Origin of the sequence: Methylobacterium komagatae (genome assembly GCF_042661665.1) — a bacterium.
Classification (GTDB): domain Bacteria; phylum Pseudomonadota; class Alphaproteobacteria; order Rhizobiales; family Beijerinckiaceae; genus Methylobacterium; species Methylobacterium komagatae.
Map to the genome: position 1 here is coordinate 1,000,204 of NZ_JBHSWN010000001.1, position 26,426 is coordinate 1,026,629.

18 protein-coding genes and 2 pseudogenes are annotated in these 26,426 nt (G+C 62.6%); 8 read left to right on the top strand and 12 right to left on the bottom strand.

The window, feature by feature from the left end; translation table 11 throughout:
- The gene (locus ACFQE0_RS04935) at positions 1-1,458 is read right to left on the bottom strand and encodes a sensor histidine kinase (protein ID WP_378967636.1); all 1,458 of its coding nucleotides are present in this window, start codon (positions 1,456-1,458) and stop codon (positions 1-3) included.
- A gap of 389 nt (positions 1,459-1,847) precedes the next feature.
- Between ACFQE0_RS04935 and ACFQE0_RS04940 the strand changes: the two genes are divergently transcribed.
- On the top strand, positions 1,848-2,351 hold the full coding sequence (locus ACFQE0_RS04940; protein ID WP_378967638.1) for a TIGR02300 family protein: 504 nt from the start codon (positions 1,848-1,850) through the stop codon (positions 2,349-2,351).
- A complete protein-coding gene (locus ACFQE0_RS04945; protein ID WP_378967640.1) occupies positions 2,299-2,685 on the top strand; it encodes a hypothetical protein in 387 nt (128 codons plus the stop codon). Before ACFQE0_RS04940 ends, ACFQE0_RS04945 begins: the two co-directional genes overlap by 53 nt.
- Here the strand turns inward: ACFQE0_RS04945 and ACFQE0_RS04950 are convergent.
- Both ACFQE0_RS04950 and ACFQE0_RS04955 read right to left on the bottom strand, forming a co-directional pair.
- The gene (locus ACFQE0_RS04950) at positions 2,682-3,374 is read right to left on the bottom strand and encodes a lysophospholipid acyltransferase family protein (RefSeq protein ID WP_378975279.1); all 693 of its coding nucleotides are present in this window, start codon (positions 3,372-3,374) and stop codon (positions 2,682-2,684) included. The genes ACFQE0_RS04945 and ACFQE0_RS04950 overlap by 4 nt on opposite strands.
- A gap of 100 nt (positions 3,375-3,474) precedes the next feature.
- A complete protein-coding gene (locus tag ACFQE0_RS04955) occupies positions 3,475-4,947 on the bottom strand; it encodes an 8'-apo-carotenoid 13,14-cleaving dioxygenase (RefSeq protein ID WP_378967642.1) in 1,473 nt (490 codons plus the stop codon).
- Between the two features lie 213 nt (positions 4,948-5,160).
- Here ACFQE0_RS04955 and ACFQE0_RS04960 point away from each other — a divergent pair, with 213 nt between their 5' ends.
- Complete coding sequence (locus tag ACFQE0_RS04960) at positions 5,161-6,630, top strand: carbohydrate porin (RefSeq protein WP_378967644.1); 1,470 nt, start codon at positions 5,161-5,163, stop codon at positions 6,628-6,630.
- Between the two features lie 9 nt (positions 6,631-6,639).
- Here the strand turns inward: ACFQE0_RS04960 and ACFQE0_RS04965 are convergent, their stop codons facing one another.
- A complete protein-coding gene (locus ACFQE0_RS04965) occupies positions 6,640-8,781 on the bottom strand; it encodes a helicase-related protein (RefSeq protein WP_378967647.1) in 2,142 nt (713 codons plus the stop codon).
- Between the two features lie 511 nt (positions 8,782-9,292).
- Between ACFQE0_RS04965 and ACFQE0_RS04970 the strand changes: the two genes are divergently transcribed.
- On the top strand, positions 9,293-10,027 hold the full coding sequence (locus ACFQE0_RS04970; protein ID WP_378967649.1) for a PilZ domain-containing protein: 735 nt from the start codon (positions 9,293-9,295) through the stop codon (positions 10,025-10,027).
- Between the two features lie 252 nt (positions 10,028-10,279).
- Here the strand turns inward: ACFQE0_RS04970 and ACFQE0_RS04975 are convergent, their stop codons facing one another.
- The 6 genes from ACFQE0_RS04975 to ACFQE0_RS05000 all read right to left on the bottom strand — a co-directional run bounded on the left by ACFQE0_RS04975 (position 10,280) and on the right by ACFQE0_RS05000 (position 17,777).
- Complete coding sequence (locus ACFQE0_RS04975) at positions 10,280-11,881, bottom strand: PAS domain-containing protein (protein WP_378967652.1); 1,602 nt, start codon at positions 11,879-11,881, stop codon at positions 10,280-10,282.
- Between the two features lie 251 nt (positions 11,882-12,132).
- Complete coding sequence (locus ACFQE0_RS04980; RefSeq protein WP_378967654.1) at positions 12,133-12,423, bottom strand: hypothetical protein; 291 nt, start codon at positions 12,421-12,423, stop codon at positions 12,133-12,135.
- Between the two features lie 196 nt (positions 12,424-12,619).
- Positions 12,620-13,096 (bottom strand): hypothetical protein, encoded by a 477-nt coding sequence (locus tag ACFQE0_RS04985; protein WP_378967656.1) that lies wholly within the window; start codon positions 13,094-13,096, stop codon positions 12,620-12,622.
- An 801-nt stretch (positions 13,097-13,897) separates the two neighbouring features.
- Positions 13,898-14,515, bottom strand: coding sequence for a hypothetical protein (locus tag ACFQE0_RS04990; RefSeq protein ID WP_378967658.1), 618 nt, complete (start codon positions 14,513-14,515; stop codon positions 13,898-13,900).
- 304 nt (positions 14,516-14,819) lie between these two features.
- Positions 14,820-16,751 carry a CHAP domain-containing protein gene (locus tag ACFQE0_RS04995; protein ID WP_378967661.1) on the bottom strand — a complete coding sequence of 644 codons (1,932 nt, stop codon included), beginning with the start codon at positions 16,749-16,751 and terminating at the stop codon, positions 14,820-14,822.
- Positions 16,752-16,766: 15 nt separating this feature from the next.
- A complete protein-coding gene (locus ACFQE0_RS05000) occupies positions 16,767-17,777 on the bottom strand; it encodes a hypothetical protein (protein WP_378967663.1) in 1,011 nt (336 codons plus the stop codon).
- Positions 17,778-18,616: 839 nt separating this feature from the next.
- Here ACFQE0_RS05000 and ACFQE0_RS05005 point away from each other — a divergent pair.
- From ACFQE0_RS05005 to ACFQE0_RS05015, 3 genes and pseudogenes are all read left to right on the top strand, one after another.
- The gene (locus tag ACFQE0_RS05005) at positions 18,617-19,675 is read left to right on the top strand and encodes an IS630 family transposase (protein ID WP_378975281.1); all 1,059 of its coding nucleotides are present in this window, start codon (positions 18,617-18,619) and stop codon (positions 19,673-19,675) included.
- 11 nt (positions 19,676-19,686) lie between these two features.
- A pseudogene (locus ACFQE0_RS05010) lies at positions 19,687-20,060 on the top strand (transposase); the annotation flags it as partial.
- Between the two features lie 85 nt (positions 20,061-20,145).
- A pseudogene (locus ACFQE0_RS05015) lies at positions 20,146-21,100 on the top strand (IS630 family transposase).
- 201 nt (positions 21,101-21,301) lie between these two features.
- Here ACFQE0_RS05015 and ACFQE0_RS05020 read toward each other — a convergent pair.
- Entirely contained in the window at positions 21,302-22,822 is a 1,521-nt protein-coding gene (locus ACFQE0_RS05020; RefSeq protein WP_378967665.1) for a hypothetical protein, read from the bottom strand.
- A 527-nt stretch (positions 22,823-23,349) separates the two neighbouring features.
- On the opposite strand from ACFQE0_RS05020, the gene ACFQE0_RS05025 reads away from it, so the two are divergent.
- The gene (locus ACFQE0_RS05025; RefSeq protein WP_378967667.1) at positions 23,350-24,471 is read left to right on the top strand and encodes a DUF2235 domain-containing protein; all 1,122 of its coding nucleotides are present in this window, start codon (positions 23,350-23,352) and stop codon (positions 24,469-24,471) included.
- A gap of 560 nt (positions 24,472-25,031) precedes the next feature.
- Here ACFQE0_RS05025 and ACFQE0_RS05030 read toward each other — a convergent pair.
- A complete protein-coding gene (locus ACFQE0_RS05030) occupies positions 25,032-26,411 on the bottom strand; it encodes a catalase family protein (protein ID WP_378967670.1) in 1,380 nt (459 codons plus the stop codon).
- Positions 26,412-26,426: the final 15 nt, after the last annotated feature.

A 26,426-nucleotide genomic window follows, 5' to 3' on the forward strand; every position in this document is an offset into this window, starting at 1 on the left:
CTACGCCTCACTCGCCACGCCGCCGGGCAGGCCCGTGAGCCTGAACCGGATGCCCGCCGGGTCGAAGATCAGGCGGCCCTCGCCTTCGAAGTAGGACGCGACGATCCTCTCGATCAATTTCGAGCCGAACCCGCGGGTCCCGGGCGGGTCCACGGCTGGCCCTCCGGTCTCGACCCAATCGAAGGCGAACGCCCCGTCCGCGATCTTCCACACCATGACGACGCGGCCGGCCTCGTTCGACAGGGCGCCGTACTTCGCCGCGTTGGTCGCCAGTTCGTGGATCGCGAGCGAGAGCCCCAGCGCCTGCTGCGATGTGAGGACGAAGTGCGGGCCCGACCACGCGATGCGATCCTCCACGACGCGATGCGGCTCGATGGCGGTCGCGACGACGTCGTGGATGTCGGCCTCGGTGAAGTTCGAACGGGTGAGGATATCCTGCGCCCGGCCGAGGGCGGACAAGCGCTGGCTCACCGCCGCGCGTCCCTCTTCCATCGACTTCGCTTGGCGCAGCGTCTGTGTGACGATGGCCTGCACCATGGCGAAGGCGTTCTTCATGCGGTGGGCCAGCTCCTGGGCCAGCACCGCGCGGGCCTCCTCCGCGGCCTTGAGCTCGGTGACGTCGCGGGAGATCGACAGGATCCGCTCCGGCGTCCCGTCGGCCCCGATGATGGGCGAGACCTGGACATCCCAGTAGCGTCGACTGCCCTTCATCGTGTCGGCATAGCCCTGGAAGGCCGAGGCCACCCCCGCCTGCGCCGAGGCGATGGCTTCCTTCGCGGCGAGGTTGCCCGCGCCCTCCCAGAAATCCGGCCAGGGGCATCCGGCAATGGCGCCGAAGTCCGAGACCTCCATGACGCGCTTGCCCCCCTCGCTCATGAAGACGAGCTTGGCGTCGAGGTCGAGCACCTTGATGCAATCGTTGGACGCGACGAGCACGTCGCGCATGAAGGCCTCGCTCTCGCGCAGCTGCTCCAGGGCGCAATGCCGGGCCGTGCAATCCGAGGTGACGTTGAGCAGCCCCATCACCTCGCCGTGCTCGTCCCGCAGGGGCGAGTAGGCGAAGTCGTACCAGACCTGCTCCTCGAAGCCGTTGCGCGTGAAGGGCTGGTCGTGGAAGGCGAGGCTCTCGCCACGGAAGGTCCGGTCGATCAGCGGGGCGACATCGGCCCACAATTCCGGCCAGACATCCTCGGTCGGCAGACCCAACGCGCGGGGGTGCCGCGCCCCGAGGATCTCCGCGTAGCCGTCATTGTAGAGGACGATGCGCTGAGGCCCCCACAGGACGCACATCGGGTGCAGCGACCCGAGCATCATGTCGACTGTGGTGCGCAGGACCGCCGACCAGCCGTCGCGGTCGCCCAAGGCGGTCGCGCTCCAATCGTGCAGGCGGAACAGATCCACCATCCGCAGTGAACCGGTCCGCCCGCCACTCGCGCCAAGCTTGGCGTGCAGCGTCATACCTCGTCTCGCCCATGCCCCCGTGCGGCGAGCCCCCTCGCCTGCGTGCATCTCTAATCGGTCGCCCCTCCCGCTGGAAGAGAGTGTGACGCTGACCTCTTCGTGACCGGCCCGCCCGACGACACGGGGATGGGGCTATCTTTACCCGGCCCTTCGGCGCAAGATGGTCGCATCGCCGGATGAGCTCTCCTCAGGCCCCGGCGGCTGAGGGTTCTCGTGCCCCCGCCTGTGACCCGACAGGCACCATGGCCGACCCTACCCCGCTCCCGACCCAGCCCCCCGCCTGCCCCGCTCCGAAAGGGCATGGCGCGCGCGCCCGGGACCGGTCGCGGCGAGCGCATTGTTTTTGCCGCATCATCTTCGACGGATGATGCCCTCAGGAGATCGAAGTGCCTCGTCCCGAACTCGGTAACAAGCTGACCTGCCCGACCACGGGCCGGAAGTTCTACGACCTCGGCAGGAGCCCGGTGATCTCGCCCTATAGCGGCGAGATCGTCCCGATCGCCGCCGCCGTGACGTCACGCGGCCGGTATGCCGCTCCGGTGGCCGCGCGCCGCGAGGAGCCGGCGGATGAGGAAGACGAGCAGGAGGGCCCGGGCTCGTCTCCCTGGATGAGGTCGAGGACGACGGCAAGGACGCGGATACCGATGCGGAGGGCGATGACGCCCTTGTCATCGATGACGAGGGCGACGAAGACACCGCGACCGACGACGAGCGTTTCGTGGTCGACGACGAGGACGAAGAGAGCCCCACCGGGCTCGTCGATGTCGATGAGGACGAGGAATCCTGAGCCTGGAGACCGAGACGCGTTCCTGCGGCACGTGCACGGTGTGCTGCCGGGTGCTGGAAATCGCAGCGCTCGAGAAACCGGCCGGAGTCACGTGCCGGCATAGCACCGGGACGGCGTGCGGGATCTACCCGGCGCGCCCCTCCGCCTGCGCGCAATGGGATTGTCTGTGGCTCAAGATCCCCGCCCTGCCGGACCGGCTGCGGCCGGACCGGTCGGGCGTGCTGTTCTCGCTCGACCTGCGTGCCCCCGAGGCGGGGAGCGTCGAGGGGGCCTGCATCGTGGGGCGCGTGGTGGGCCGCACACGGCCCGAGCAGGAACGGTCCATCGCGGCCGCGTTCGCGATGTTCGTCCGTGAGGGTTCACTGCCGGTCTGGCAGGTGGACGGCCGGTATGCGACGCGGCTGCATCCCGGGGGCGAAGGCACCGCCCGGGGTTAAACCTCCTCGCAGAGCGCCCTGGCTCCGCGCCAGCGATCGAGTTCCCTGTCGATGGCTGTCTCGGTCCCACGCAGGAACTCGGCGGTCGGCAGGCCTGGAGCGATGGCGGAGAGGTAGCTGACGACGACGGTGCCCGGCCGGGCCGTGGCCCCGCCCGGCCAGAACAGGCCGGAATTCACGGCAACCGGAACCACCGTCAGGCCGAGCTTGCCGTAGAGCAGTTCGACCCCGCGCTTGAAGCGCACCGACTCGGCCATTTCGCCGCGCGTCCCCTCCGGGAAGATCAGCACCGACCGGCCCGCCGCGACGGCCTCCTGGCATCCCTCGATCATCGTGCGCAGGGCCTGCGTACCGTTGGCGCGATCGATGACGATCATCGGCGAGCGGCGCAGGAACCACCCGACCACCGGGATCGCCAGCAATTCGCGCTTGGCGATGATGGCCACGTCCGGGACGAGCACGAGGAAGGCCAGCGTCTCCCAAGCCGACTGGTGGTTGGCGACGAGAAGGCACGGCGTGGAGGGGATATGCTCGCGTCCCTCCTCGACATAGTCCAACCCGATGAAGCGGCGCAGCCCGAACAGGATGCCCCGTGCCCAGAGGCGGGTCGCCGCGCGGATGGGGCGTGTCGGCGCCCCGGCTACGGCGAAGACGGCCAGCGGCGCGAGGAACAAGGCTGTCCAGCACATCCAGTAGAAGGCGAACAGATAAAATCGGACGCGTGCCAAGAAAGGGCCTCACGATAGGGCCCGAGCCAGGGCAGGCGGTGTGAATAGCGCCTCTTGGGCTTCAACGCACGGCGTTTTGCGGATCGATCACGGGCCCTGCCGGAGCGCGCGCCGGGAACCAGTTGCCGTGGAAGCCCGGCGGGATCCGGTGCCCAAGGCGGATCTGGGCCAGGGGTGGCGATCCGAAGGCGCGTGCATCGAGCACGGTGAAGTCCGTCGTCTCGTTCGCGGTGTCGATGACGAGCCCGAGCAGCCAGCCCTCGTCTTCTTCCGCACCGGCATGGGCGGGCACGAAGACGAATTCCCCGGGAATCCGATCGGGACCGAACTCCTGCACGTGGCGCTCGCCGGTCTGGAGATCGTGCTTGTAGAGTTGTGTCGCCCCCGCAAGCTGCGTGTTGCCGTCGGCGGGAACGCTGACGGTGTAGGCGTAGCGGTGGGGTTGCCCGAAACGCCGCTCGTCGATGCGGGGGAATTCCTGCGCCGAGGCGTCGAGCAGCTGCCGCTCGACGCGTCGCGTCGCCGGATCGATCGTCCAGCGCTCGAGCCGCCCCGGCGCGTCGAGACCGCCCCCGGCGGCCGTGAAGACCGACGCGTAGGCGATGACATCGAGGGTCACGGTCCCGTCCGCCTCGTCGTAGGCGTTGGCGACGTGGAATACGAAACAGGGCTCGACATCGCACCAGAGGATGTCGGCGCCCTCCCCTCGGCGGGGCAGGAGACCGACGCGGGCCCGGTGAGCGGGGTTCCAGCGGAACGGGAAGCGGTAACCGGCGAGCAGGGCCCGGAACGAGAAGGTGACGGGCAGATCCAGCACGATCACGAAGCGGGTCGTGATGGCGCAATCGTGGATGCAGGGGCCGTGCTCGACGGCGATCGCGCGGTCCCGCACGACTTGGCCGGTCGGCGCGACGACGACATGGCGGACGCTGTCCCAGACGCGGCCATCGTAGGCGATGGCGTGGGTCTCTCCGGTGAGGGGGTCATGGTGCGGATGCCCGGTGAAGGAGCCGGTCAGCGTCCCGTCGAGCGGGTTGTAGCGCTGCTCCTCGAGCGTCCGCGAGAGTTCGACCGGGATGCTGCCCGCTTCCACCACGGCGAAAATCCGGCCGCCGATCTCGACCACGTTGGTGTTGACGGTGTCGTTGCCGCCCCGTCGCGGCCCTGGCGCGGCCGGTCGCCCGAGCGCGGCAGCGGCCGAGCGCGAGCCGATCCAGCAGTTGCGATACCACAGCGCCCGGCCGTCCTCGATCGCCAGACCGTGCACCATGCCGTCCCCGAGGAACCAGTCGTGACCCCGCGTCGCCGGGCGGACGGGATTGGCGCCCATCTTCAGATAGAGGCCGTTCAGGCCGGGCGGGATGGCGCCGGTGACGGGCAGATCCACCACCGTCAGTTCCTCGCGCATCGGTTCGTGGACTCCGACCACGAAGGGGTTTGCCGTTCCGGGCAGGCGCAGGCGGTTGCAGGCCGCCCACAGGCCGACGCCGACCTCGGCGGCAGCGCGGAGGGCCGACTGGACGCGGTTCGACATGGGCGGCGTTTCCCCGGATCACGCGGCGGGCACGTCCGCTCCGGTCCCTACCATACCCGAACCCCGTTCGGCTCCGGCCTCCTATGCGCGCCGTCGCGGTGGGGTCCGCACTCTCGCCATCCCAAGGCGGATCGTTCATGGGCGTTGCGGTGTCGTCGAACGGTGATCAAGCTGTGGCGTCGTTTGTTCTTCCCACCCAGGCCGGAGGTCGAGGTGCGTTCCGCCTGCCGCACCATCCTCTGTAGTCTGGCCGCGTTCGGCATTTGGCTTCAGCCCAGTCTCGCCGGGGCCCAGAGCGAGGCCGAGCGTGTCGCGGCCGAAGCCATCGCCATCGGCTCGCGCGGCGGCGCGGGCGGCGACCCGCAGACCTCGGTGGCCCAGCCGGTCTTCTCGGCGGGCCGCGCCGCGGAGGTGACGACCTCGTTCCAGCCGCTCCTGGGACCGGCGGGCGACCCCGGCGGGTATCGCGCCTTCCTGGAAAGGCACGGCATCACCTTCGGGCTGATCTCGGTGGCAGAGACCTACCGCAACCTGCGCGGCGGATTGCGGCGGGGCTCGACCGGCCTGACGCTCCTCGATCTCGACGTCGATGTCGATCTCGACACCTTCATCGGCTGGAAGGGCGCCACCGCCCACGCGACGGTCTACCAGATCCAGGGCAGCGGGACTTCGCGCAGCCGGGTCGGCAACCTCATGACGATCAGCGAGATCGAGGCCCTGCCCGCCTCGCGCCTGTCGGAGCTCTGGTTGGAGCAGAGCCTGTTCGACGACCGGCTGTTCCTCCGGGTCGGCCAGCTCTCCGCCGACACCGAATATATGGTGAGCCAGACCAGCATCCTGTTCGCCAACGGCACGTTCGGTTGGCCGGAGATCTTCGCGGCGAACATGGTGGATGGCGGACCGGCCTATCCGCTCTCGGCGCCGACCGTTCGCCTGAAATACGTGCCGGTGCCGGAACTGTCGTTTCAGGCGAGCCTGATCGACGGCACGCCGGGCGGCGGCGATCCACGCTCCGGGATCGACCCGCAGCGGCGCAACCCGAACGGGATCCGCTTCCCCGTCTCCGACCCGCCGCTCTTCATCGGGGAGGTGTCCTACGCCTACAACACCCACCCCGGCGCAGAAGGCCGACCGGGCACCGTGACGCTCGGAGGCTGGCACCGGTTCGGCCGCGTCGATGCGATCACGCCCGATCCGGTGAGCGGCCTCGCCCGTCGGGTGTCGGGCGATTCCGGCATCTACGGGCTGATCGACCAGACGATCTACCAAGAGCCGGACGACCCCAACGACGGCGCCAGCGTCTTCCTGCGCGCGTCCGCCTCCCCTGGCGACCGCAACCTCGTGGACGTCTATTTCGATACCGGCATCGCCTATCGTGGCCTGTTCCCCGGCCGTTCCGACGACACGCTGGGCCTTGCCCTCGGCTTCACCCACATTTCCCGCGCGGCCCGGCGCCTCGATACGATCGCCGCCGTGCAGGGTGACACGCCGACCCCTCGCCGCAGCGCCGAGACGCTGGTGGAGGCGACCTATCAGGCCGTGCTCGCCCCCGGCATCGCCCTGCAACCGACCCTGCAATACGTCGTCCATCCAGGAGGCGGGATCGCCAACCCGCGCGATCCGGACGGCAAACGGGTGCGCAATTCCACCGTGCTCGGCCTACGCTTCATCACCCGCTACTGAACGGGCCGCTCAAGGGACGCCCTCAAGCGTCGAGCCGCGCGCGATCTTCCGCGACGCCGTTTCCCTGAGTTGCGTTTCGATGGCCGCGTTGGCGCGACCGCGCAGGGCCTTCGTCGCCTCCACCTCATCGAACGTGTCGGGGAAGCGCCGGGCGAGCCAGAGATAGGCGGCAGCGAGTTTGACCGTGCGTTCGAGGTCATCGAGTTCGCCGTCGACGCGGGCCCGCAAGGCGGGGACGAAGGCGCCTGCCGCGCGGGCCTGGACCCAGCGGTCGAGCACGGCCTTCGAGGCCACGTCGCGGCGGTCGATCGGGGCGACAGCGAAGACGAACGCCTCCCGGATCGGCAGCCCCGCCCTGTCGACCGCGCGTGCGGCCTCCAGCGCCTCCTCCATCTCGGAGGGCTGGAATGGCGAGCCGTCATAGAAGGTCGCGCGTGAGAAATGGACCAGCACGTCGGCGAGCGATGCGGTGTTGAGCTCCATGGCCGCCGCCTCGATCGCGATCAGGTCCGGCCTGACATAGAACCGGGTGTCGGCGGCGGGCGCCGTCGGAGCCCCGGCAAGCGCATCGCGGATCGGGCCAAGGCTCACATCATCCGTCGCCGAGACGTGACCCTCGTCCTGATGGCCGAAGCGTCCGGCTCGCCCGGCGATCTGCCGGATTTCCGGGTTGGTGAGCGGACGTGTCGCCGTGCCGTCCCATTTCGTGACCGCCGAGAAGATCACGCGCTTGAGCGGCCCGAGGTTAAGGCCCATCCCGATCGCATCGGTGGTGACCAGCACCTCGGCCTCGCCGTCGCGGAACCGCCGCGCCTCGGCGCGCCGCACCTCCGGCGACAGGGCGCCGTAGATCGTCGCGACGCTCCGCCCGGCCGCCACGAGGGTCTCGCGGATCTCGTGCACGGCCCGGCGCGAAAAGGCGACAACGGCATCACCGGGCTGCACATCCTCGAGGGGGACGGGCTCTTCCTGGGCCACCAGCGGCGTCTTGCGCTCGAAGGTCACGACGTCGAGGGACTCGTTGGCCGCCTCCGCCGCGCGACGGACATGCGACAGGGCGTCGTCCGAGCCACAGACGATGACGGTCTTAGCCGGGATCCCGAACAGGGCGTTGGTCCAAGCCCAGCCACGATCGGGATCGGACAGCATCTGGATCTCGTCGATCACCGCGACGTCGACCGGGCGGCGCAGATCCGCCGTTTCGATGGTGCGCGCGGTATGGCTGGGATCGGGTTCGCCCAGAACCTCCTCGCCGGTGACCATGCCGGCGCGGAGCCCGCGCTCCAGCAGGTTTTCATAATTCTCCAGCGCGAGCAGCCGCAGCGGCGCGAGATAGGTCCCGGTCGGCGCCTTCGCCAGCGCTTGGAGCGCCGCGTAAGTCTTGCCGGAATTGGTCGGGCCCATATGGAATACGATCCGCCGGTTCAGCCGACGGGCCGGTACGAACTTGTCGATATAGCTGCCGAAGCCGACCCGGTCGCGCAGGCGCCGCCGACCGGATTCCTCGCGGGCCACCACCTTCGCCCGGGTGCGGACGGTCTTGAGCGTGTCGCCGATGACGTGCGCGAGGTTCGGCGCGGGCGTGAAGACCCGCGAGCGGAGCGACCGGTCGAGATGGGCGATATAGGTCGGTGCGTCCGCACCGGTTTCGTGAAGGTCGTCACGGATCTGGTCGCGCAGCCGGGCAACCGCCCGGCGCAACGTGCCTTCGAGTTGCGCGGCGGTCGCGGCGAGAGCCGCGCGCAGGCCATCCAGCTGACGCGCCGGGTCGTTGCCCAACGCCATCTCCTCCAGGATATGCGCAGCCGTCTCGTTCGGTGGAACGTCGATGCGCAGATCGAGGCGGCCATCGTCGAGGAGCGGGATCTTCACCCGCAGCCGCCACACGAGGTCGTCGCCGCGCCCCGGTTCGGATCGCAGCGCCGGTACCGTCGCACGAAGGGCGGCCACGCCCGTCTCGGCGAAGGCGCGCCGCGCACCACCGTCGCGGAGAGCGGCGGCGACCGCTTCGTCCTCGACGAAGCCGTTGTAATCGGGCAGGCCCAGGCGGAGGCGCAGGGCCTCGCGGTCCACCGCAGCGGCCCCGATACCGAGCCGATGCAGGGCATCCGCCAACAGGTCGGTCGTCAGGTGATTGCGCTTGCGAGCCATGCCCCACCATTTCGGTCGCGCAGCGCCAGATCAAGCGCCCGGCCTGCGTCGAATGAGGGAGCGAGGGGCAGGCTCGACATCGAACCTTGGTTCGGGCGCGATATTGGCTGCGTCATTATAGGCTTAAGGAAATTTCGACATGCGCGCGGTCGCGACCGGCGCCCCCCAGCGATCCGGCCCTCAGACTATTCGAAGCGAAGCCGGCCCGTGCCGAAAGGGCGGTTCGAGTTCGGCGCGAGTTCAAGATCGACCCGGCCCCGTTCGCTCGCGTGGGGATAGAGCATTGCCAGGCCTGTAAGCGAGCGCTGGTCGATGGGGTCGAGACACCGGCAGGCTGGATTATCAGCCTGATTTCAACTTGCGGTGCCGAATTGCGGGGAACGGCCGTCGCGTGCGGCTCAACGACTATACGACGCGCCTCGGGAACCTTGGCCCAACCGAGTCTTCGATGAGCCCGTTTGTATAAATTAGTACGCTTTGCATCTATACCGGTACAGGAATCGAAACATTTTTGCTTAAGAAATTTGATGATACTTCAGGTAGCAAGATTGAGCCTGAAGTACCGGCATATTCCGATGTTCCCGCTTACAGGCGGGGTCGGCGTCACAACCTTGGAAAGGGGCAGGCGGCGATGGGGGCACTTGAACTCGACGACATGAATCAAGTTCGAGATTCCGGCAGCGAGAACGCCAACGCCGATCACGTCATCCGTGGCCGTGCGATGCTCGCCGGCGGGACCGAGTTTCCATGCCGTGCTGAGCAGATCAGCCTGCAATCGGCTGTGATCATTGCCAAGATCCGCGTGGAGATTGGGCAGGTCGTCGTGTGCTCGCTCGACTATATCGGCATCTTGCCTGGTAGGGTCTCGAGTGTCACCAAACAGGGCTTCGTCCTCAGCCTGCGGATCCCGGAGGATCATCGCGGCCGCGTCGCCGCCCGGCTCGACTGGCATGCGAAAAGGTGCGTTCAAAGCGCCGAGTTGCGCGGCGCCCCCCGCATCGTGCCCAAACATCGCGCGGTCGAAGTTCGGCTCGGCGAGTCCATCGTACTGCCCGGCATGATCAAGGACATCTCCCTCTCCGGGGCCGCGATCGATCTGAACACCGACGCGCTGCCGTTCGTCGGCACCCGCGTGCGGGTCGGCGCGCGCTACGCGACCGTCGTGCGGCTGATTCCGAAGGGTATCGCCGTCCAATTCATCGAACCGTTCACGTCCGATACTTTCGCCGATTGCGTGCGCCCCTGACCGACATCGATTCCGTGTCGCAGGGAGATGATGAGCACTGGCGGGCCGCCGAGTGACGGCGCGACCGTAATGGCGTTTACGACCGCCTCATCGGCAGGGTGTAGTCTGCGGCGGCGTGGTTCGGCTCGGATCGCCAGATGCCGAGCCGGAGCGACGTGCCAGATGAAGGCGGCCCGGGAGCGGTGAGGCGTACGGTGAGTGCTGACAACGACTTCGCAGCGCGGCGCTTGGAGTACGGCCGCAGGACGCGTGTCAGACGGATCGCCGGGTCCCTGCAGGTTGCGACGGGCATCCTCGCCGTCTTCCTCCTGTTCGCGGTCGTCGGCGTCCTCGGCAGTGAACGGGTCGACAACGTGACGTTCCTCGCCTCGTCCGTCCTTCTGCTGTGGTTCGCGGGAAGCGGCCCTGCCGTTTGGCTCGCCGAACAGATCGAGGCCTGGCTCTCGAGCCCGCTATAGGACGCACGCGGTCACATGGTCGGCGAGCGAACCTCCGGATCGGGGCTCGCAAAGGGCGCGATCGCCGTAAACACGAGGCCTTCGGGGCGGAAATCGACATCGACCCGCCCACCGATTTCCGTGGCCAGAACGCGCTTGAGCAGCTGTGTTCCAAAGCTCGTCTGCCGCGGTGGAATGACCGGGGGCCTCCGCGCTCCCGCCAGACCATATGCAGGAGCGGATGCCCGGCCTCGCCCTTGAGGCTCCACTCAATGCCGACGACGCCGGTGGCGTTGGACAGCGCCCCGTATTTGCTCGCGTTGGTAGCCAGTTCGTGCAGCGCCAGAGCGTAGGCGACGACGACCTGCGGAGGCAGGCGCAGGTCCGGTCCCGCAAGATCGAAGCGGGCGGCGTCCTCGACGCCGAAGGGCGCGAGCGAGCGCCTGACCAGATCCTGCATCGAAACGCTGCCGAAATCCTCGGTGATGAGGAGCGTGTTGGCGGCCGCCATGGCCTGGATGCGCGCCGTCAACGTCGCGGCCGCGTCCTCGACCGAGGAGGCGCGCCGCATGGTTTGCGACACGATGGCGCTGAGCGAAGCCAGCGTGTTCTGCACGCGATGGTGCAGTTCGCGGGTCAGGAGCGCGCGATGGCTCTGCACGGCCCTGCGCTCGGTGATGTCCTGCGAGGTCCCTGTGATCAGGAGCGGCGTCCCGTCCGCACGGTAATGCGCCTTCCCCCGGATCTGGACCCACCGCTCCTCACCGGCAGGGGTGGTCAGACGGTATTCTGCGTCGAGAAGCGACCGGTTCGCGATCGCCCGCTCGATGGCGGCCTGCTGGATCGCGCGGTCCTCCGGATGAATTGAAGCCTGCAATTCCTCAAGGCTCAGTGGATCACCGGGCTGGCGTCCGCAGATTGCCTTGCAGCTGTCGGAGACCGTCAGGTGTCCGGTGTCGAGGTTGATGCTCCAGCTCCCGAGCTGCCCGGCCTCGAGGGCGAAACGCAGCCTCTCTTCACTGGCCAGCAAATCGGCGTTGCGCCGCGCCACCTCGGCTTCCAGGACGTCCCGGTCACGCTGGAGGCGAACGAGACGCTCGCGCTCCAGCGTGACGTCGAACTGCGAGGCAAAGAAATACGTGAGTTGGCCGTCGTCCCCGAACACGGGCGAGACGAGGAGACGGTTCCAGAAGGTCGAGCCGTCCTTCTTGTAGTTCAGAAGATCGAGTTCGATCGGGGTCCGGCTTTCAATTGCCTCTCTCAGGCGCGCGACGTCGCGGCGGTCGGTCTCAGGACCCTGCAGGAAGCGGCAGTTTCGGCCAAGGATCTCTTCCCGGCCATAGCCCGTGAGCCGAGCGAAGGCCGCGTTCGCGAAGACGATCGGATTGTCGTCCCGGCGCGGATCGGTGATCAGCATCGGCATACGCGTGGCGCGAACAGCCGAAGAGAAGGGGTCCGGTCCGGAGCCCGCTCGCGTCAGTTCGCGAATAATACGGGCCTCTTCCTTGAAGTCCGGCACCTCGAATTTCCTAACCTAAGGCAACTTCCTGTCGCGCCGATATATCCCGGGAGTGTCCAGCCAAGAAGGGCACGACGCACCCGAGGCTGCGGCCGCTCCACCGGTCGACACAATGGGGTCGAGAAGGGGCGCGGCCTGCACGGTTGCCGCTAGCGTCGCTCATGGAGATGCACGACCGATCTCAAAAATGCGAGACTCTCCCGCCGCATGTCGGGATCGGTGATCTTGGCGAAGAGTTCGAGGGCCTCGGCCGTCTCGGCGACGAACCGCGCGCGGTCACAGGGGGGTATCGCAGTTCTGGCCAAATCCTCGGGCGGGATGCCGAGGGCAACGGCGACCTGTCTGAGCATGTTTGCTGCGGTCGATACGCTTGCGACCGTGTCGGGCACCCGACCACGACCTATCACCTCGTCCGCGACCGCCGTCTCATCGGCCTGCACCGCAAGACCTCCTATTGCCCCGATAGGATAGCGGGACACTGAGACTGCGGTCATGGTACAATAGTACAAGACGGACAGTGCAGGCCGACCTTTTCGCAGGGGCCAGCCCAACGATGGTGAGACCGTCGTCTGCGTGGAGGCGGGCGCGTGTGGGACCGCCTTTCGACGGCCCCACGTCTTGATCAGGACGTCCCGATCAGGCCGAGAGCGACCATTTCTCGGCGTCGGCAGGCTTCTGCTTGTAGATGGCGCCAGCGAAGTCGATATGGAGCTCGCTCCATCCGCCTTGTCCCTGGCGCGCCAACACCTCGAAGTGCTTGGGCTTGCGACGCGGCTCACCGCGGGACTCCCAGCCTGCCTTCCGCGCCGCCGCGAGAACGACGTTTGCGTCGGCCGGGGCATCCGCGTGCTGATGGCCTGGGGCGTGGTTCGGCTTCTTGTGCTCGACCTGCACGGGCTCGCGCCCGGCGGTCTCGATCCTTGTGACCTTGATCTCGGAGGGTCGGCGTTCGCCTTCCAATCTCACGGCCAAGCCCGGTGAAAGCGGGAAGGCTTGCGCGCCCTTCGGACCGAGATCGGCCAGATGGGTCTGCCCCTCCGCCTCCAGAGTGAAGCGGTGTGCGAAGACGTGTTTGATGATGCCCGAGAGGGCAGTGGTGTCGTGGTGCGGCATGATCTTCTCCGTAGAGCGCCCAACCGCAGGCGCAGTCGGGAGATCAGAAGCGAAGCGATCGTTTTCAAGACGATCCGCCATCCGCCCGAAACACAATCAATTGAACAGCCATGGCATCGGCGCGTGGCAAAGGGCCGTCACCCAGTCAGGCGAACGCGCGCGGGCCCTGGCGGCTCCGCCGCGGCGAAAAAGGCTAACTTTTTAGTTGCTTATCCGAGGCGTGCGAACCGGCAGCTGGCGGAGAGGGGGTCCGTCAGCCATCATTGATTTTGTTATGGTTTTGCGTTTTTGCTTGGGCATGCCCAAGCACATACCCAAGCAAAGTATCTTCGCTTTAGACGTTGCGATTGCTGGTGCGACGACGAACGCTCCGCAGTAGCTAGGGCACCACAATTCTCGCCCAGAATGCCCTTTGCCAGCCGTCCCGATCAAGTCGTTGCCTTTGCACGCGCTTCGTCTTGGTGCACAACGACAGTTGAAACGATGCTGCGCGCAGTGCCAAGGCCGAATTTCGGTGCTCCACGGGGACGCACGGCAAGCAGAATGCCAGGGTAGTCAATCCACGCCCCGAGCCTCGTACATGCGCGAAAGTGTCGTCGTCAAAGCTCCTAGTATTGACATAGGTTATCTGCCAAAAACCAAACGCTTGGCTTCACGCCCACTACTATTTTAATGGACTTTCTTCGCTTTCAGCAAACCCGGACACCATTGATTTCAGATCTTTCGATCGCGCGACTCGCTTGCGCTGTAAGTGAAAAAGAACCGGACCAGAACCGCGCAAATCTCAGTTCGATAAGCAATCTAATGAAATTCGACCGTTTGATTTTGGGTGAAGCAAACGGCATTTGCTTGAGCAGCATCGTTGAACCACCTTCGCTCTAAAGTATGAATTAATCTGTCATTTATTTTCCACTCCAATTTTCCGCCGCACCCGCCATATTTTCCGTTTGCGATCCATATCTGAACGTTGTTTGACCCGCGGTTGATATGCGATGTTACGTTTACCCACCCAGGAGACTGCCCGAATTCCCCCCGAGTTACTTCAGTTCCGTTGATTTTTACCCACATAAGATCGTCAATTTCACTAATCCGGACCTGGGTGGAGCCAAAGACAATTCCGCATCCATACTCGCGCACTAAAACCTGGGAGCCAGCAAAAAACACGATGAAGAAAGCAGCGATGCCTCCGCTTGCCGATACCACGAGGGGATGCTGACTTAGCTGGAATGGCAATTCGAACTTGCTCGTGAGCGAGCCGCTCATAAAGCTTGCGGACATTCCAGCGCCTAGCGCCAAGACAACAACAGGCAGCTGCTCACTTCCACAAGGGATTTGGTAGCCTATCAGAGAAAACAAAACCAAAATCATGAAAAACGCAAGCGTGAGCGATCCGAGATAAATTCCAGCCTTTTCGCTCATTTGCATAAGACCTCAGAGGTTTACCATGCTCGATCTAAGTCAACGGCAAATCATATTCAGAGAAAAATTTGCCAGCAATTTTCTTCTAATACTGGACGCAATTTGGATCCACTTGCGCAGCTACTGCAATAGGGCCCGCATAGGATGAACGACCAAAAACCACCCCGAAGCGTTCACATTGTATTTATATCCAGATTTACTTTAGCGCGTTCATAAGGAAGTTGACGACTAGATGCCGAAATTATTAGGAAGGTTTTCGCCTCTTTCGCCGAGCACGGGGGTTGCACCTCTGTCGATCTTTAATTTAGGGACGGTAGATCGCAAGACTTGGCTTCTTAGCACGGTAGCCAGGGCCTGCCCAAATATCGCGTTGCACAAAGTCCGAGATCCAGTCCTCCCCAGAAAACATCGCGATATGACCAGCCGGATTTCCGCCCGTATAAGGCTCTATAACAACCACATCGCCTTCTATCGGATCGTATTGCTCCAACATATTTTTAAGAGTGCTTTTATAAAATCCCCGTGCTATGAGTACTGGACCATAGTCTTTTGCATTCACCGGGCGCTCGGGCGGATTGATCGCCTTGAGACCTCCCGCCTCTAAAGCGTTACGGACGTATCTGGCGCACTGACCAATCGACTTGGGTTGCGCATGGTCCCGCAAATGCTGAACGGCAAGATTGATGTTGAGCTTCGCTTTACCTCGCGATATCGCCGGGATGGGCGGCGGCTGAGGCAGCGGGAGTGTCGTGATCGTGACATTGCGAGGCGAAAATGACAGCGCATCCCAAGCATCTGTTGGCTGAAGTCCTGCAGCGAGAAAGCTCGCGTAAAGTTCTCGCTCATCCTGCAAGGCCCTTGCTACTGCAGCCACAGAAATAGACGCCACATTTCCGCCTGTCCCAGCATAGTACGAGCGGCCGGTATGCGGTGAGGCCACCGAAGCAAATTCCTGAGCCAGCGCGAGTTGCGCCTCCTGGAGGCTACTTCCGTCCCGGATGATATAGTTCTTAACCTTGGGACGCTTCCGCGCTATGAGGTAGTGTCGGAACAGATGCTCCTGAAGGACAGGGGTGAAAATCTCCTGTTTCCCGATCGATAGCGCACGGACGGCAGAAGCAAGGGTCGTCGGAATGAGCTGATACTTTCCAACCGCGAAAAGCCGATTCGGATTTCCCGGCGGCAGGCATTGCGATTTCATAATATCGCCAAGGGGCTGCTTCGACAAAAAGGGTGTAAGCGGAAGTCCCCTGACACCAGCGCGTCCACGGTTATAAGAATTGTAATTGCCCTCGCCGCGGGCGATCAGTTCGCCGAGTGGGCCACCGGTCGAAGCCCGAGGCGATCGGTTCGCCTGAACCAAAGCTGCAGCGTCCGGCATGACGGTACGCACCAAAGCTGGCGTTTGCGCAAAAAGCGAGTCCAAGAGTGCCTCGGTTGCCGCTCGCAGCGTCACAACTGAAATAGGTTCGCTTCTTGAACCAAATTGATTGGGATAACGTTCAAGTATTGAATCAACCTGAGACCGGTTCAGTATCCTATCCAAGACATCTACGGCTCGAACGTCTTTAGAGTTGAGCAGCGCAACAGCTGCATCGGGGCTGCCAGTCAAGTATGCGTGGAACACATCTAGGAAAGTAGGAACGAATGGGTCGCCGCTATCGCCTACATTATTTTGGCGCATGATCGAGCTGATTGTTCGAGCGTCGCGCCGCATTCTGAACGCAGCCGCCCAGATCTGCTGGATCGGATCGTCCCAACCTTCGAGTCCGAACTGATCCTGTTCCATCGACTCGGTCAGAAACTGCGCCCACTCGTCTCGTGTTACTACAAGCGGACCGAATCCGCCGGGACCCGAAGCTCGAGGTGCTACGTTGGAGATCTTGGTTTCCAATAAAGCTCTACAAAGAAGAAAATCTGCGGATACGAACCAAGGTGAGGTATCCGGCATACTATTTAAATCGTCTTCTGCCCATAGACAGGCCGCAACGAAGTTCGAAATCGAAATTTCTTCACGCCGATATCCTTCCAAATAAGTTTGATCAACCCAACCTACTCCGCCGCCATTTTCTTTAACATACACAAAGCCTGCAACCTTCTCCGGCGAGTCAGCGGCGATGTCGTCGCTTTGGCTCCAGCACTGCACCTCGTCGTGCGGATTCAAAAGCTTTATGCGCTTTGAACCTACGAGAGGGGCAGACAAAAGTCCCGTAAAGTCTTTGATTTCGAATCGCATGTTAGCCATCCATTCTCATAAACTTTCTAGAGCGGATATTAAATCTGGCGTAATCTGATCAAATAAGTTACCGCGACGTCTCTTAAGACGGGCGGAGACGGCTGGGACAGCTCTCACAAAGCTGATCTGCGAACGAATCATCGCGAGATCTGGTGGCCCCTCGAGCCGATTGCCGGGAAGTGCCTTTTCAAGAAATTTTATGGTCTGACCAGTGAGCATGCCGTCGGGGAAGAGTGATTTCTCATAAAAATTCTTATGAGGCGCTTCACAAGGTTTCTCTTCGAGAAGATTTCTGATATCTGTATCGTTGAGCTTTCCGGTTGTATCGGTCGATCCTATATATTCGTGGTAAATGTCGATGTGATCCTGGATTGCCGGCGCTGGATTTTTAATCTCCTTCGCGGTGATACAGAGCGAAAGAAGCGCTTTCTCCATAGGAATTTGCTTGGTACGATTGAAATCATTTCCTGCATATAAAATAGAAAAGCCTGACAACGCGGATTCATCTGTAGAATTCGGCTTTTCGATACGTCGCGCAAGGCGGCGGAGAGAGGACATCGACCCCGTACCATAACCGCCCCTCTGAAGATCGTGTAATGCTGGATAACGCCGGCGTTCCGGGGATGAATTGGTCGTCGAATCTCGATTGAGGTAGATCGATTGAGGTCCGGCACCGAGGGGACCTCCAGGATAGAGATATCGCGACGGTACGCTGACTGTTTCGAGTGAAAACAGAGCCCCGTTGCCGCGTCTTACGTCAACGGCACCGGCGGCACTGATCTGCTTCGTGATCTCAGCCTCAATCCGTGGCGGCAAGCAAAGTTCGAGGTATCGTTGGATGACATAGTATGCTGCTGGGGCAGAATTGATGGCCGTCCGTCTTTGAGCGGCGCCGTCCCTGAAAGCCGACTGCAGCTTTTGCACAAACCCTTGCGTAGTTGCAGGCGGAAGGCTGTACAGATATGTGCCGGCGATCACATCCGTGGCGCTGATGCCAAACCCGAATGCCTGAGCGACAACAGCCAAGCTGGTCGCGGAAGCGCCTGTTACACCGAGAACGGCAGCGGTAGTCTGACCTACAGCAGCTAGACCGGATTTGGCCTGCTCACGCCCTCTGTTTATGAAAAAAGCTCATCAAAATACTGGCGGCATTGATCGTCGACATAGTTGAAACCGGCTAGCGCAACGAGGTAATAGTCAACGGGTTCTCCAGGCAGGAAACCCGCATCCGTCGAAAGCGCCGCAACGACAAGGTGAGTGTTCGCTGACGCCGCCTGCACTGAATTCGCATCGATGATAGGCTTGAGGCCACGCCTATTGTCGAAGGTATTACAGGACGCAGAAATAAGCGTTAGAATCGACGCTAGAAGGTGTCGTATCGGACACGCTTGACCCAGACATTGGATCCAACGAGTTGGAGTGCAAAAAGGTCTAGTCGCGCATCCAAGGAACCACGAGGAAGTTTTCATATCATCTCCCCCGCAGGAATCGATGATCAAACTCATGCGATGGAATCATGTGGACGGGACACTGACAATCTTTCAAAGTGTGTGATCCAAAATTTTTTGATATTCCGTCCCAATATATCCCGCACGTTGTATTTATGATACACATAAGCTTACGAAGGCTTGAGCTAGCCGGTAGATACAGCTTTCTAATGGATATGCGGCCATCGAATCCAAACGGGTACCGCTAACAAAACTGGGTTTATTGTGCCGAGGTGAGATGTCGGGACCGCCCCATCCCAATGGCTAATGGGCCAAAATCGCACTGCTGCTTCTGCCTTAACGAGCCAAGCCGAACGGCGGTCGGCCTAGTGCAGTGACGCCGACGGAGGATTCACGCAGTCGTTGAGACGCGCGAGGCTGGGCCATGGCTCAGCAGGTGTGTGTGTGCTCCTCGATGCAACAGACGCGGCCCGGCGGGTTGCGACCGCCAGCGACCGCTCCCGCCCGCTCAAACATACCCAGCGCGCCCGCATCATCCTGCTCTCGGCCGAGCCCTTGAGCGTCCAGGAACGTCGCCCGGCCGTGTGGCGCTGGCAGCGGCGCTACGCCGAGGCGGGTGTCGAAGGTCAACTGCGCGACAAGACGCGTCCGCCCGGCACGCCGCCCTGTTCAACCGAGACGGTGGCCGAGGTCCTGGCGCTGACCTGCTCGGAGCCGCCAGGCGAGGTCACCCACTGGACCGGCCGGGCCGTGGCCCGCGAGGTTGGGATCTCGTTGCGGGCCGTACAGCGGATCTGGGACGCCCACCGCCTCCAGCCGCATTGGCTGCGCACGTTCAAGCGCTCGCGCGACCCCGCCTTCGCCGCCAAAGTCGAGGATGTCGTCGGCCTCTACATGGCCCCGCCCGCCCACGCGGTAGTGTTGTCCATTGATGAGAAGAGCCAGATCCAGGCACTGGAGCGGACCCGCCCCGACCGTCCGCTCGCTCCCGGCCATCCCGCCGCCCAGACCCACGACTATACCCGTCACGGCACCACGACGCTGTTTGCCGCCCTCGACGTTCTGGCCGGCACCGTGCTCGGCCGCTGTATACAGCGCCACCGGAACAGCGAGTTCATCCGGTTCCTGAACACCATCGAGGCCGCCGTCCCGTCCGGGAAGGCAATCCACGCGATCCTCGACAACGTCGCCACCCACAAGCATCCGAAGGTGCGCGCCTGGCTGGACCGGCATCCGCGCTGGACGTTCCACTTCACCCCGACCTGGGCCTCGTGGCTCAACGCGATCGAGGGCTTCTTCACAGCGCTGACCCGTCGTCGGCTGCGACGCGGCTCCTTCACAGGCGTCGTCGATCTGCAGGCGGCCATCAAACGCTGCATCGCCGAGCACAACCGGCGCGCCAAACCCTTTGTCTGGACCAAACCCGCCGCCGACATCCTCGCCGCCGTCGGCCGATCCCCTAAACTAACCGTCTGAGTCAGTGCACTAGACTATCCGAGCGCACCGCGCTGACAAGAATCCTCTTCGTGCTACGCTCGGGCACACCTTGGGAGTTGCTCCCCGGGCAGATGGGCTTTGGCTCGCGAATAATATACTGGCGGCGTCTACAGGATTGGCAAAGGGCCGGAATGTAAGACCGCCTGCAACACGCGCTTCTCGACCAGCTCGGCCGCCAGAACAGGATCGACTTCGGTCGAACTTCCCTCGGCAGCGCCTCGATCGCCGCAAAAAAGAGGGGAGGGGCGACAAGACGTAACCCGACCGATCAGGGCAAGCCAAGGACGAAGCGCCAGTCCTCGCCGACGCGAAGGGCATCCAAAGGCTGACCGGTGCCAACATGCGCCACAGCCGCATGCTAGAGCAGGCACCGACCGGGTTGAATCGTCTGGGGTTTTCACTGGGACAGGGTTGTGATTCGATGGTTGGCTTTCCGAGGAGGAGAGCCGATGGCTTCTGCGCTGTCTGTGGATCTGCGCGAGCGCGTCGTGGCCGCGATCGAGGCGGGAGCCTCGCGCCGGGAAGCGGCACGGCGCTTCGAGGTCAGCCCGGCCAGCGCCGTGCGCTGGCACGGGGCCTTCGTGCTGGAGGGTCGGACACAAGCCAAGCCGATGGGTGGCGATCAACGCTCGCATACTATCGAGGCGCAAGCCGACCTGATCCGGCAGACCTACGAAGCCCAGCCTGGGCTGTTCCTGCGTGAGTTGCGCGACCGTCTGGCCGAACAGGGTTTGCGGGTGGGGGTCAGCAGCCTGTCCCGCTTCTTCAAACGCCACGGCATCACGCGCAAAAAACACTGGCCACGCCGCCGAGCAGGAACGAGAGGACGTGAAGGCCGCGCGCCTGTCTTGGTTCGAGCGCCAGCTCGATCTCGACCCGGACAGCCTCGTATTCCTCGACGAGACCGCCACCAACACCAAGATGGCCCGTCGTTATGGACGGGCTCCACGCGGACAACGCTGTCGGGTCGCGGTCCCGTTCGGGCATTAGAAGACCATCACCGTCACCGCCGGCCTCCGCACCAGCGGCCTGATGGCCACCGCCCTCTTCGACGGGCCGATGACGGGCGCACGCTTCCGCGACTACGTCGAACAAACCCTCGTCCCAGCCCTCAGGCCCGGTGACACGGTCGTGCTCGACAATCTGCCCGCTCACAAGGTCAGCGGTATCCGCGAGCGCATCGAGGCGGCGGGGGCGAGGCTGCTGTACCTGCCGGCGTACTCCCCCGACTTCAACCCCATCGAACTCGCCTTCGCCAAGCTCAAGGCCATTCTCCGTGCCGAGGCCGCTCGCACGATCAGCGACCTCTGGGATACCATCCAACGGGCCTTCCGACGCTTCACGCCAGCCGAATGCCGTCGCTACCTCGCCGCAGCAGGCTACGACGCTTATGATCCAACATGATCGGATGCCGCTCTAGAGGCGGTCCTGGAGCAGTTACCCGCTTCGTTCATGCAGCGGAGGGGCGCGTAAGCGACCGCTAACGGTGCACACGACGTCACACGCGCGTGACCACGTTATTGAAACAAGATTATCCAGTAGGTCGCATTAACATAAGAGCTTGCCCCGTGGGTGTCGAGGCACGTTCGGGGTTGCCGCTGTAACTCAAATTTTGCGTTTTGCAGTGTCGTCCAACGCAAAAATACGCTCAACGATCGCATCCAACGTCCGAAAAAACGCCTCGGCCCCGTAGCCTGCTAAAAAGGCTATGCCGGATGCTGAAAGGGTGAAGCCGCCGAGCCCTGCAGCGTTCTTAGACACATCATCGGGACTAAGGAATAACCCGACACAGACACCCGCGACCATCCCTAACGGAAGGCGGATCATCGTCAGAGCCCGATCGCGAGGTACTAGAACGTTTTCGTTGATTTTGTTTTGAATGCTCCTGATAACAGCGACTATCGATCCGGAAAGACCGAACAGTATTGGAAGAAGATAGTTTGAGGTCACAGACAAGACGCCTGCAATAGAGATTGCGTCCTCTTGCCTGCCTCTTCGTTCAACACGCTGATTCTGCGGAGTGCTTGATTGCACGACCAACGCCATAGTTTGTTCTGGTTTCGGGCCAGGGGCAGAACCCATAAACGAGGTGGCTCCAGCAATCCCGGCGTCTCCTAGGGACGCTTCAGTTTGAACCGAACCTTCTCGCTTGAAGTAAACATCACACTCTTCCGCATGTTCAGGCTCATGAACGGGCAGCAATCTCCCTATTGCCTTGAACATGGTCGACCCGGCATACGCTCCAAAATCAGCTACGGTCACACAAAGCTGCGCATGTCTAAATGCGTAATCAGCGCACGCCTGTTGAATCGCTGATGTTTCTCTCAACGCAATCGAAGAAGAGCTTATTGCGGGCGGATTAGTGCCATTCGTCCCGTTCTCACCAACATCGCCCTTCTGTTGTTGGTCCCTATATTTTTCGCCGCCCGCATGTCCGGTTCGACGAATGTTACATATTTCATTGATATTATACGATGGAAGGGTGCCTCCGCTTACCTTCAATGAATTTATTTGGTCAAAAACTCTGGCTGCGCTTGCAGTATCGTTCCGTTTGGTCTCTTCGAAGCGAGCTGTCAGTTGGACCCCATATGTGACCTGCCACAACAAGGTTGCCGCGATCACCGTAATGGCGAGCGCTAGCGAAACCATCACATGGTTGATGCGTCGGAACCACCTCGCATGGCCGACCAAGGTTGGGTAGGCGAGGCTTGCGAGTTCCTGCCGGCTAGCTGAAGAATAGCGTCCTGTATTCGTAAATAATGTTGTATAGGCGATTGTCATTCCTCTGGCAGGATAAGCAATTGAATTTAGTGCATCTTTGACCAAAAGGACAAGAGCGGCATCCTTACTAGTTTGGGCAGCGCTTCCCTCCGGAGGGTATCGGAGTTTTGATATATACTCTATGACATCATCTTGTGACATCATCTGAGCTGCACCGCTATTTGTGTCAGTTTTTGGAATCTTATCTTTGAGATCGCTGAGATGCTTATCCGGTCGGCCTGATATGAAATCCAGAAGCAAGTAGACCTCATTTAGCTCCTGCCCAAACAGTAGCCAATTAACAACGGACTTGTTAGGCTCACGACCTATCTGCACGCTAGTAATGGACGGATCCGGAGCTGGCATGTCGCTTCTCCTGAATAAATGGCTACGTCATCTCTTTTTGACCCGTGAGGGAGAGTCGTGCAAGATTTATTTGTTGGACCTGGACTGCATTCGATCTGGTCTACAGAGAGAAAAATCTTACAAAATTAGAATATGTCCCGGGTATAATTTTAAATTTTAATGTTATATTTCTAAAGCTGAGAGATACTCAGTGATGTGTGGTAACTTATGTCAGTAAAATTATATAGAAATTGGTATTTCTGGCTTAAGGGGCCCCAAACGCTAGAGGGCGGATTGTGACCCGCTGCCTAGGCGGTGATGGCACGAAGTTTAGGCAGGCCAAGCGGGAATCCGTCAAGCTTTGTCTCCATAGCGCGCCCTCTAGCTCGCCCTTTTCGCGAGAGAGCAGTTTCCAGGCTATGATGGCGCCTCTTCGCCGCCGGGAACCGAGCCAAGCGGAACTTTCGTCGACGGGCAAGCGAATGCTTCGCCTTGCGGGGTTGTTGGCGTCGATTTAGTGATCAGCGGTTGTGGAGCGCGCCGGAGCCATGCCGAAGAATATCTGCATCTTCTCGGACGGGACGGGCCAGGGCGGCTCCGCCCGCAAGAAAGACAACACGAACGTTTGGAAGCTCTTCAAGGCCTGCGAAGGCTTCGAGCCGCAACAAGTCTGCTCCTACGATGCCGGCTTGGGGGCCCCGGACGCGAATTGGACGCGCTGGGCCTACAACCTCGTCAGCCAAGCGACCGGCCTCGGCATCTCGCGCAACATCAAGGACTGCTACAACTTCCTGCTCGAGACCTACGAGGAAGGCGACAAGATATACCTTTTCGGCTTTTCACGCGGAGCCTACACGGTCCGCAGCCTCGGCGGGGTGCTGAAGCTATGCGGCGTGCCACGCGGCGTCACCGGGAAGGAAAGGACCGCCCGCAAGCGCCGAAAGGCGCTAGTCGAGGAGGCCGTGGAGAACGTCTACAAGACCTATGGGGACAGTGAGGCGAAGAAGGCGGAGCGGCGGGAGCGCGGTGCCACATTCCGGGCTAGGACCAATGCGGCCGATATTGTGCCGCACTTCATCGGCGTTTGGGACACGGTGCGGGCGCTCGGGGTGCCGGGGTCAAGCGGGCTCGTGTGGTGGCGTCACGCTTTCCACGACGCTACGCTGGACGGCCGTGTCCCCCACGCCCGCCAAGCGCTCTCGATCGACGAGAACCGTGCGACCTTCGCACCGGAGATATGGGAGGTCACGGAGGCCGACGTCGCGGCGGGCCGCGTCAAGCAGTGCTGGTTCTCGGGCGTGCACGCCGATGTCGGGGGCGGCTACGGCGACGATCCGCGGCTGTCCGAACTTGCGCTTGACTGGATGGTCTCCGAAGCGACAAGCCTACCGGACTGCACCGGCCTTCTCATCAGTCCGGCGAAGCTGCCGAAAGTCGGCCCCGACCATGCCTTCGCGCTCCAGCACGACGAGCGTTTCCCTTGGAGCTTCTTCCGCGAGGGCACCCGCGAAAAGTGGCACGTCAATCCCTGGCTCGTCTGCGCCACGCTCGCCGACCCGAGCGTGAAAGCACGGATCGGGGCCGCCGGCGTACCCACGCTCCGCGGCATGACCGCTTACAGGCCGCAGGCGCTTAGCCGCTACGACCCGGCCCTCTGGCCGACGACGTGAGCGGTCGCGCACCGGCCTGAGCGGTCGGGGCCGGATCGGGCCGGGTCGCCGCCGCGCCGCACTTCCATCGCGGGCCCTCTCCCTACCCAGAACGCGATCGCAGCATGCGCAGTGGTCGCAGCGGGGCTCGGCTTAACCAGATCGGACGACGCGACCATAAGGGAGGGCAAGGTAGAGGTTACGGCAAGGGCTCTGTGAACGGCGGTGACGTTTATCGTCCACGTTCGGGGATGCCTGGAGTGCCCGCTGTCGTCAGCTTCTGCACCTCGTCCACTACGCCCCGAGGACGGTCGCCTTCAGGGGTTACCTGCGAGATTGGCTTCGGGGCACTTCATCCAAGTCGAGCAATTGACCGGTTCAAAGGCGTGATCACGCTCCGCCAGCCGACGGCCCGTCAAGTTCCCTTGACCGTGGATAGATTCTGCTTCCGGATGCGAAGCAGTCTTTCAAGTGTTCGATGCGCGAGGTCCGCAAAGGGTCAAACAGTGCCGCATTTACGCGCGTAAAAAGCATGCCTACGGCTACATCCGAGTGCGCGCGTGAGTCAGTCTGCTCAGCGACTAAAAATCAGATGAAGAGACGCCTGCTCCCGCCCTCACTGGTGCTGCCATAGGTGCACCTCCGCTTGTTCCCTCAGTTGTCGCAGGCGCCTTCGGTAAGCCTCCCTGCTGCATCATGCGTTGCTCGGCCGCCCCCATGGCCCGCCCGACCGCATTGGCATCGGCCGCCCAGCGCTGACTCCATGCCACGGCCACGACCTGCATCTTTGCCTTGGACCAGGGATGTTCACCGCGCCACGAAAGGATTTCGGTGGCCCCTTTCAACTGCAGGTCGGCGGCTTGAGCTTTGACCTCGTCGTTGAAGGTGTCGAGGTTAAAGCTCTGGGTCGAGCCGTCGCTCATCCCGCGCTTCTCGTATGCCTCCACAGATTTCGTCTTGGCCAGCACCCTTTCGCTGACGAACCGCTGGATCGCCGCCATGGCCGCCAAGTGCGCACGGCTGCGGTCGGCGGGCATCAGGCTGGTTTGAGGCGCCACGCCGAATCCGACGACGACCCGCTCGCCGTTCTCGTCCGTGAAGACGCGTGCCCCCATCGTGTAGGCCAGCCAATCCGGGTTTGCGGCCTTGATCGCCTCGAACTGCTGTCGGACGGGTGCCTGTGGCGATTCCGGCTGAATTTTCAGGGTCGGATTCCAGATCGTCTCCGCGACACCGGCGAGCTTCGGCGTCCAGATTAGACCGGTGAGCACGTGGTACTTCCCGCTATCCTCTTGGCTCGGCCCCTCGCACTGGACGACCGTGAAGGCGCCGGAGGCGAACATCTCGGCACTGCGTTCGATGCTTTGGTTGATCCGCAATTGCTCGGTGGCGATCGCCGCACGCTTCTGCGCCTCGGTCCCACCTGACCATTTGGGATCGAACTTCTTGATCTCTGCGTCGAGAGCCTTGTCCGTGAGGACCAGCGACTTGTCGACGATAGAGAGCTGTTCGACGACCGGCCGCAGGGACGGCGGCGCATCATCCCCACCAAAGGTCCTGACCGCCGCTGACCGGCTCGATCGCATCGTCGCGCGCATGGCCTCCGCCAGGGACTTCCGGGCATTGATCTCGGCATAGCTGAAGGCGGCATTCCGGCCGACGAGCCAATTGCGCGATCCCACCGGTTCGTCCACCGGGGCCTGCTCATGGGCAACGTACACAAAGTATCCGTTCTTCTTCTCGTTCTTGCCGTCCTCCAGCTTCTCCTTCGCCTTCCAGTCGGCCCAGCATTGTTCGACCGACGGAGGCTGCGCTCCCGCCGCCGGGTGCGCTCCACCGTTGAGGGCCGCAGTCGCCTCGGCGTCACCGCCGGGCGCGCTCGTTTGGGCCAGGGCCGCCGCACTGACACCGAGGCACAGTGCGGCAGTCGCGCCGAAGGAACCAAGACGCTTAGCGTTCATCTCACTCTTCCTTGC

Excerpts from the sequence above, each read along its gene's own strand:
- ACFQE0_RS04935 (WP_378967636.1), bottom strand. The coding sequence starts at position 1,458 with ATGACGCTGCACGCCAAGCTTGGCGCGAGTGGCGGGCGGACCGGTTCA.
- ACFQE0_RS04950 (WP_378975279.1), bottom strand. The coding sequence starts at position 3,374 with ATGTGCTGGACAGCCTTGTTCCTCGCGCCGCTGGCCGTCTTCGCCGTA.
- ACFQE0_RS04955 (WP_378967642.1), bottom strand. The coding sequence starts at position 4,947 with ATGTCGAACCGCGTCCAGTCGGCCCTCCGCGCTGCCGCCGAGGTCGGC.
- ACFQE0_RS04965 (WP_378967647.1), bottom strand. The coding sequence starts at position 8,781 with ATGGCTCGCAAGCGCAATCACCTGACGACCGACCTGTTGGCGGATGCC.
- ACFQE0_RS04975 (WP_378967652.1), bottom strand. The coding sequence starts at position 11,881 with ATGCTGATCACCGATCCGCGCCGGGACGACAATCCGATCGTCTTCGCG.
- ACFQE0_RS04985 (WP_378967656.1), bottom strand. The coding sequence starts at position 13,096 with ATGCCGCACCACGACACCACTGCCCTCTCGGGCATCATCAAACACGTC.
- ACFQE0_RS04990 (WP_378967658.1), bottom strand. The coding sequence starts at position 14,515 with ATGAGCGAAAAGGCTGGAATTTATCTCGGATCGCTCACGCTTGCGTTT.
- ACFQE0_RS04995 (WP_378967661.1), bottom strand. The coding sequence starts at position 16,751 with ATGCGATTCGAAATCAAAGACTTTACGGGACTTTTGTCTGCCCCTCTC.
- ACFQE0_RS05020 (WP_378967665.1), bottom strand. The coding sequence starts at position 22,822 with ATGCCAGCTCCGGATCCGTCCATTACTAGCGTGCAGATAGGTCGTGAG.
- ACFQE0_RS05025 (WP_378967667.1), top strand. The coding sequence starts at position 23,350 with ATGCCGAAGAATATCTGCATCTTCTCGGACGGGACGGGCCAGGGCGGC.
- ACFQE0_RS05030 (WP_378967670.1), bottom strand. The coding sequence starts at position 26,411 with ATGAACGCTAAGCGTCTTGGTTCCTTCGGCGCGACTGCCGCACTGTGC.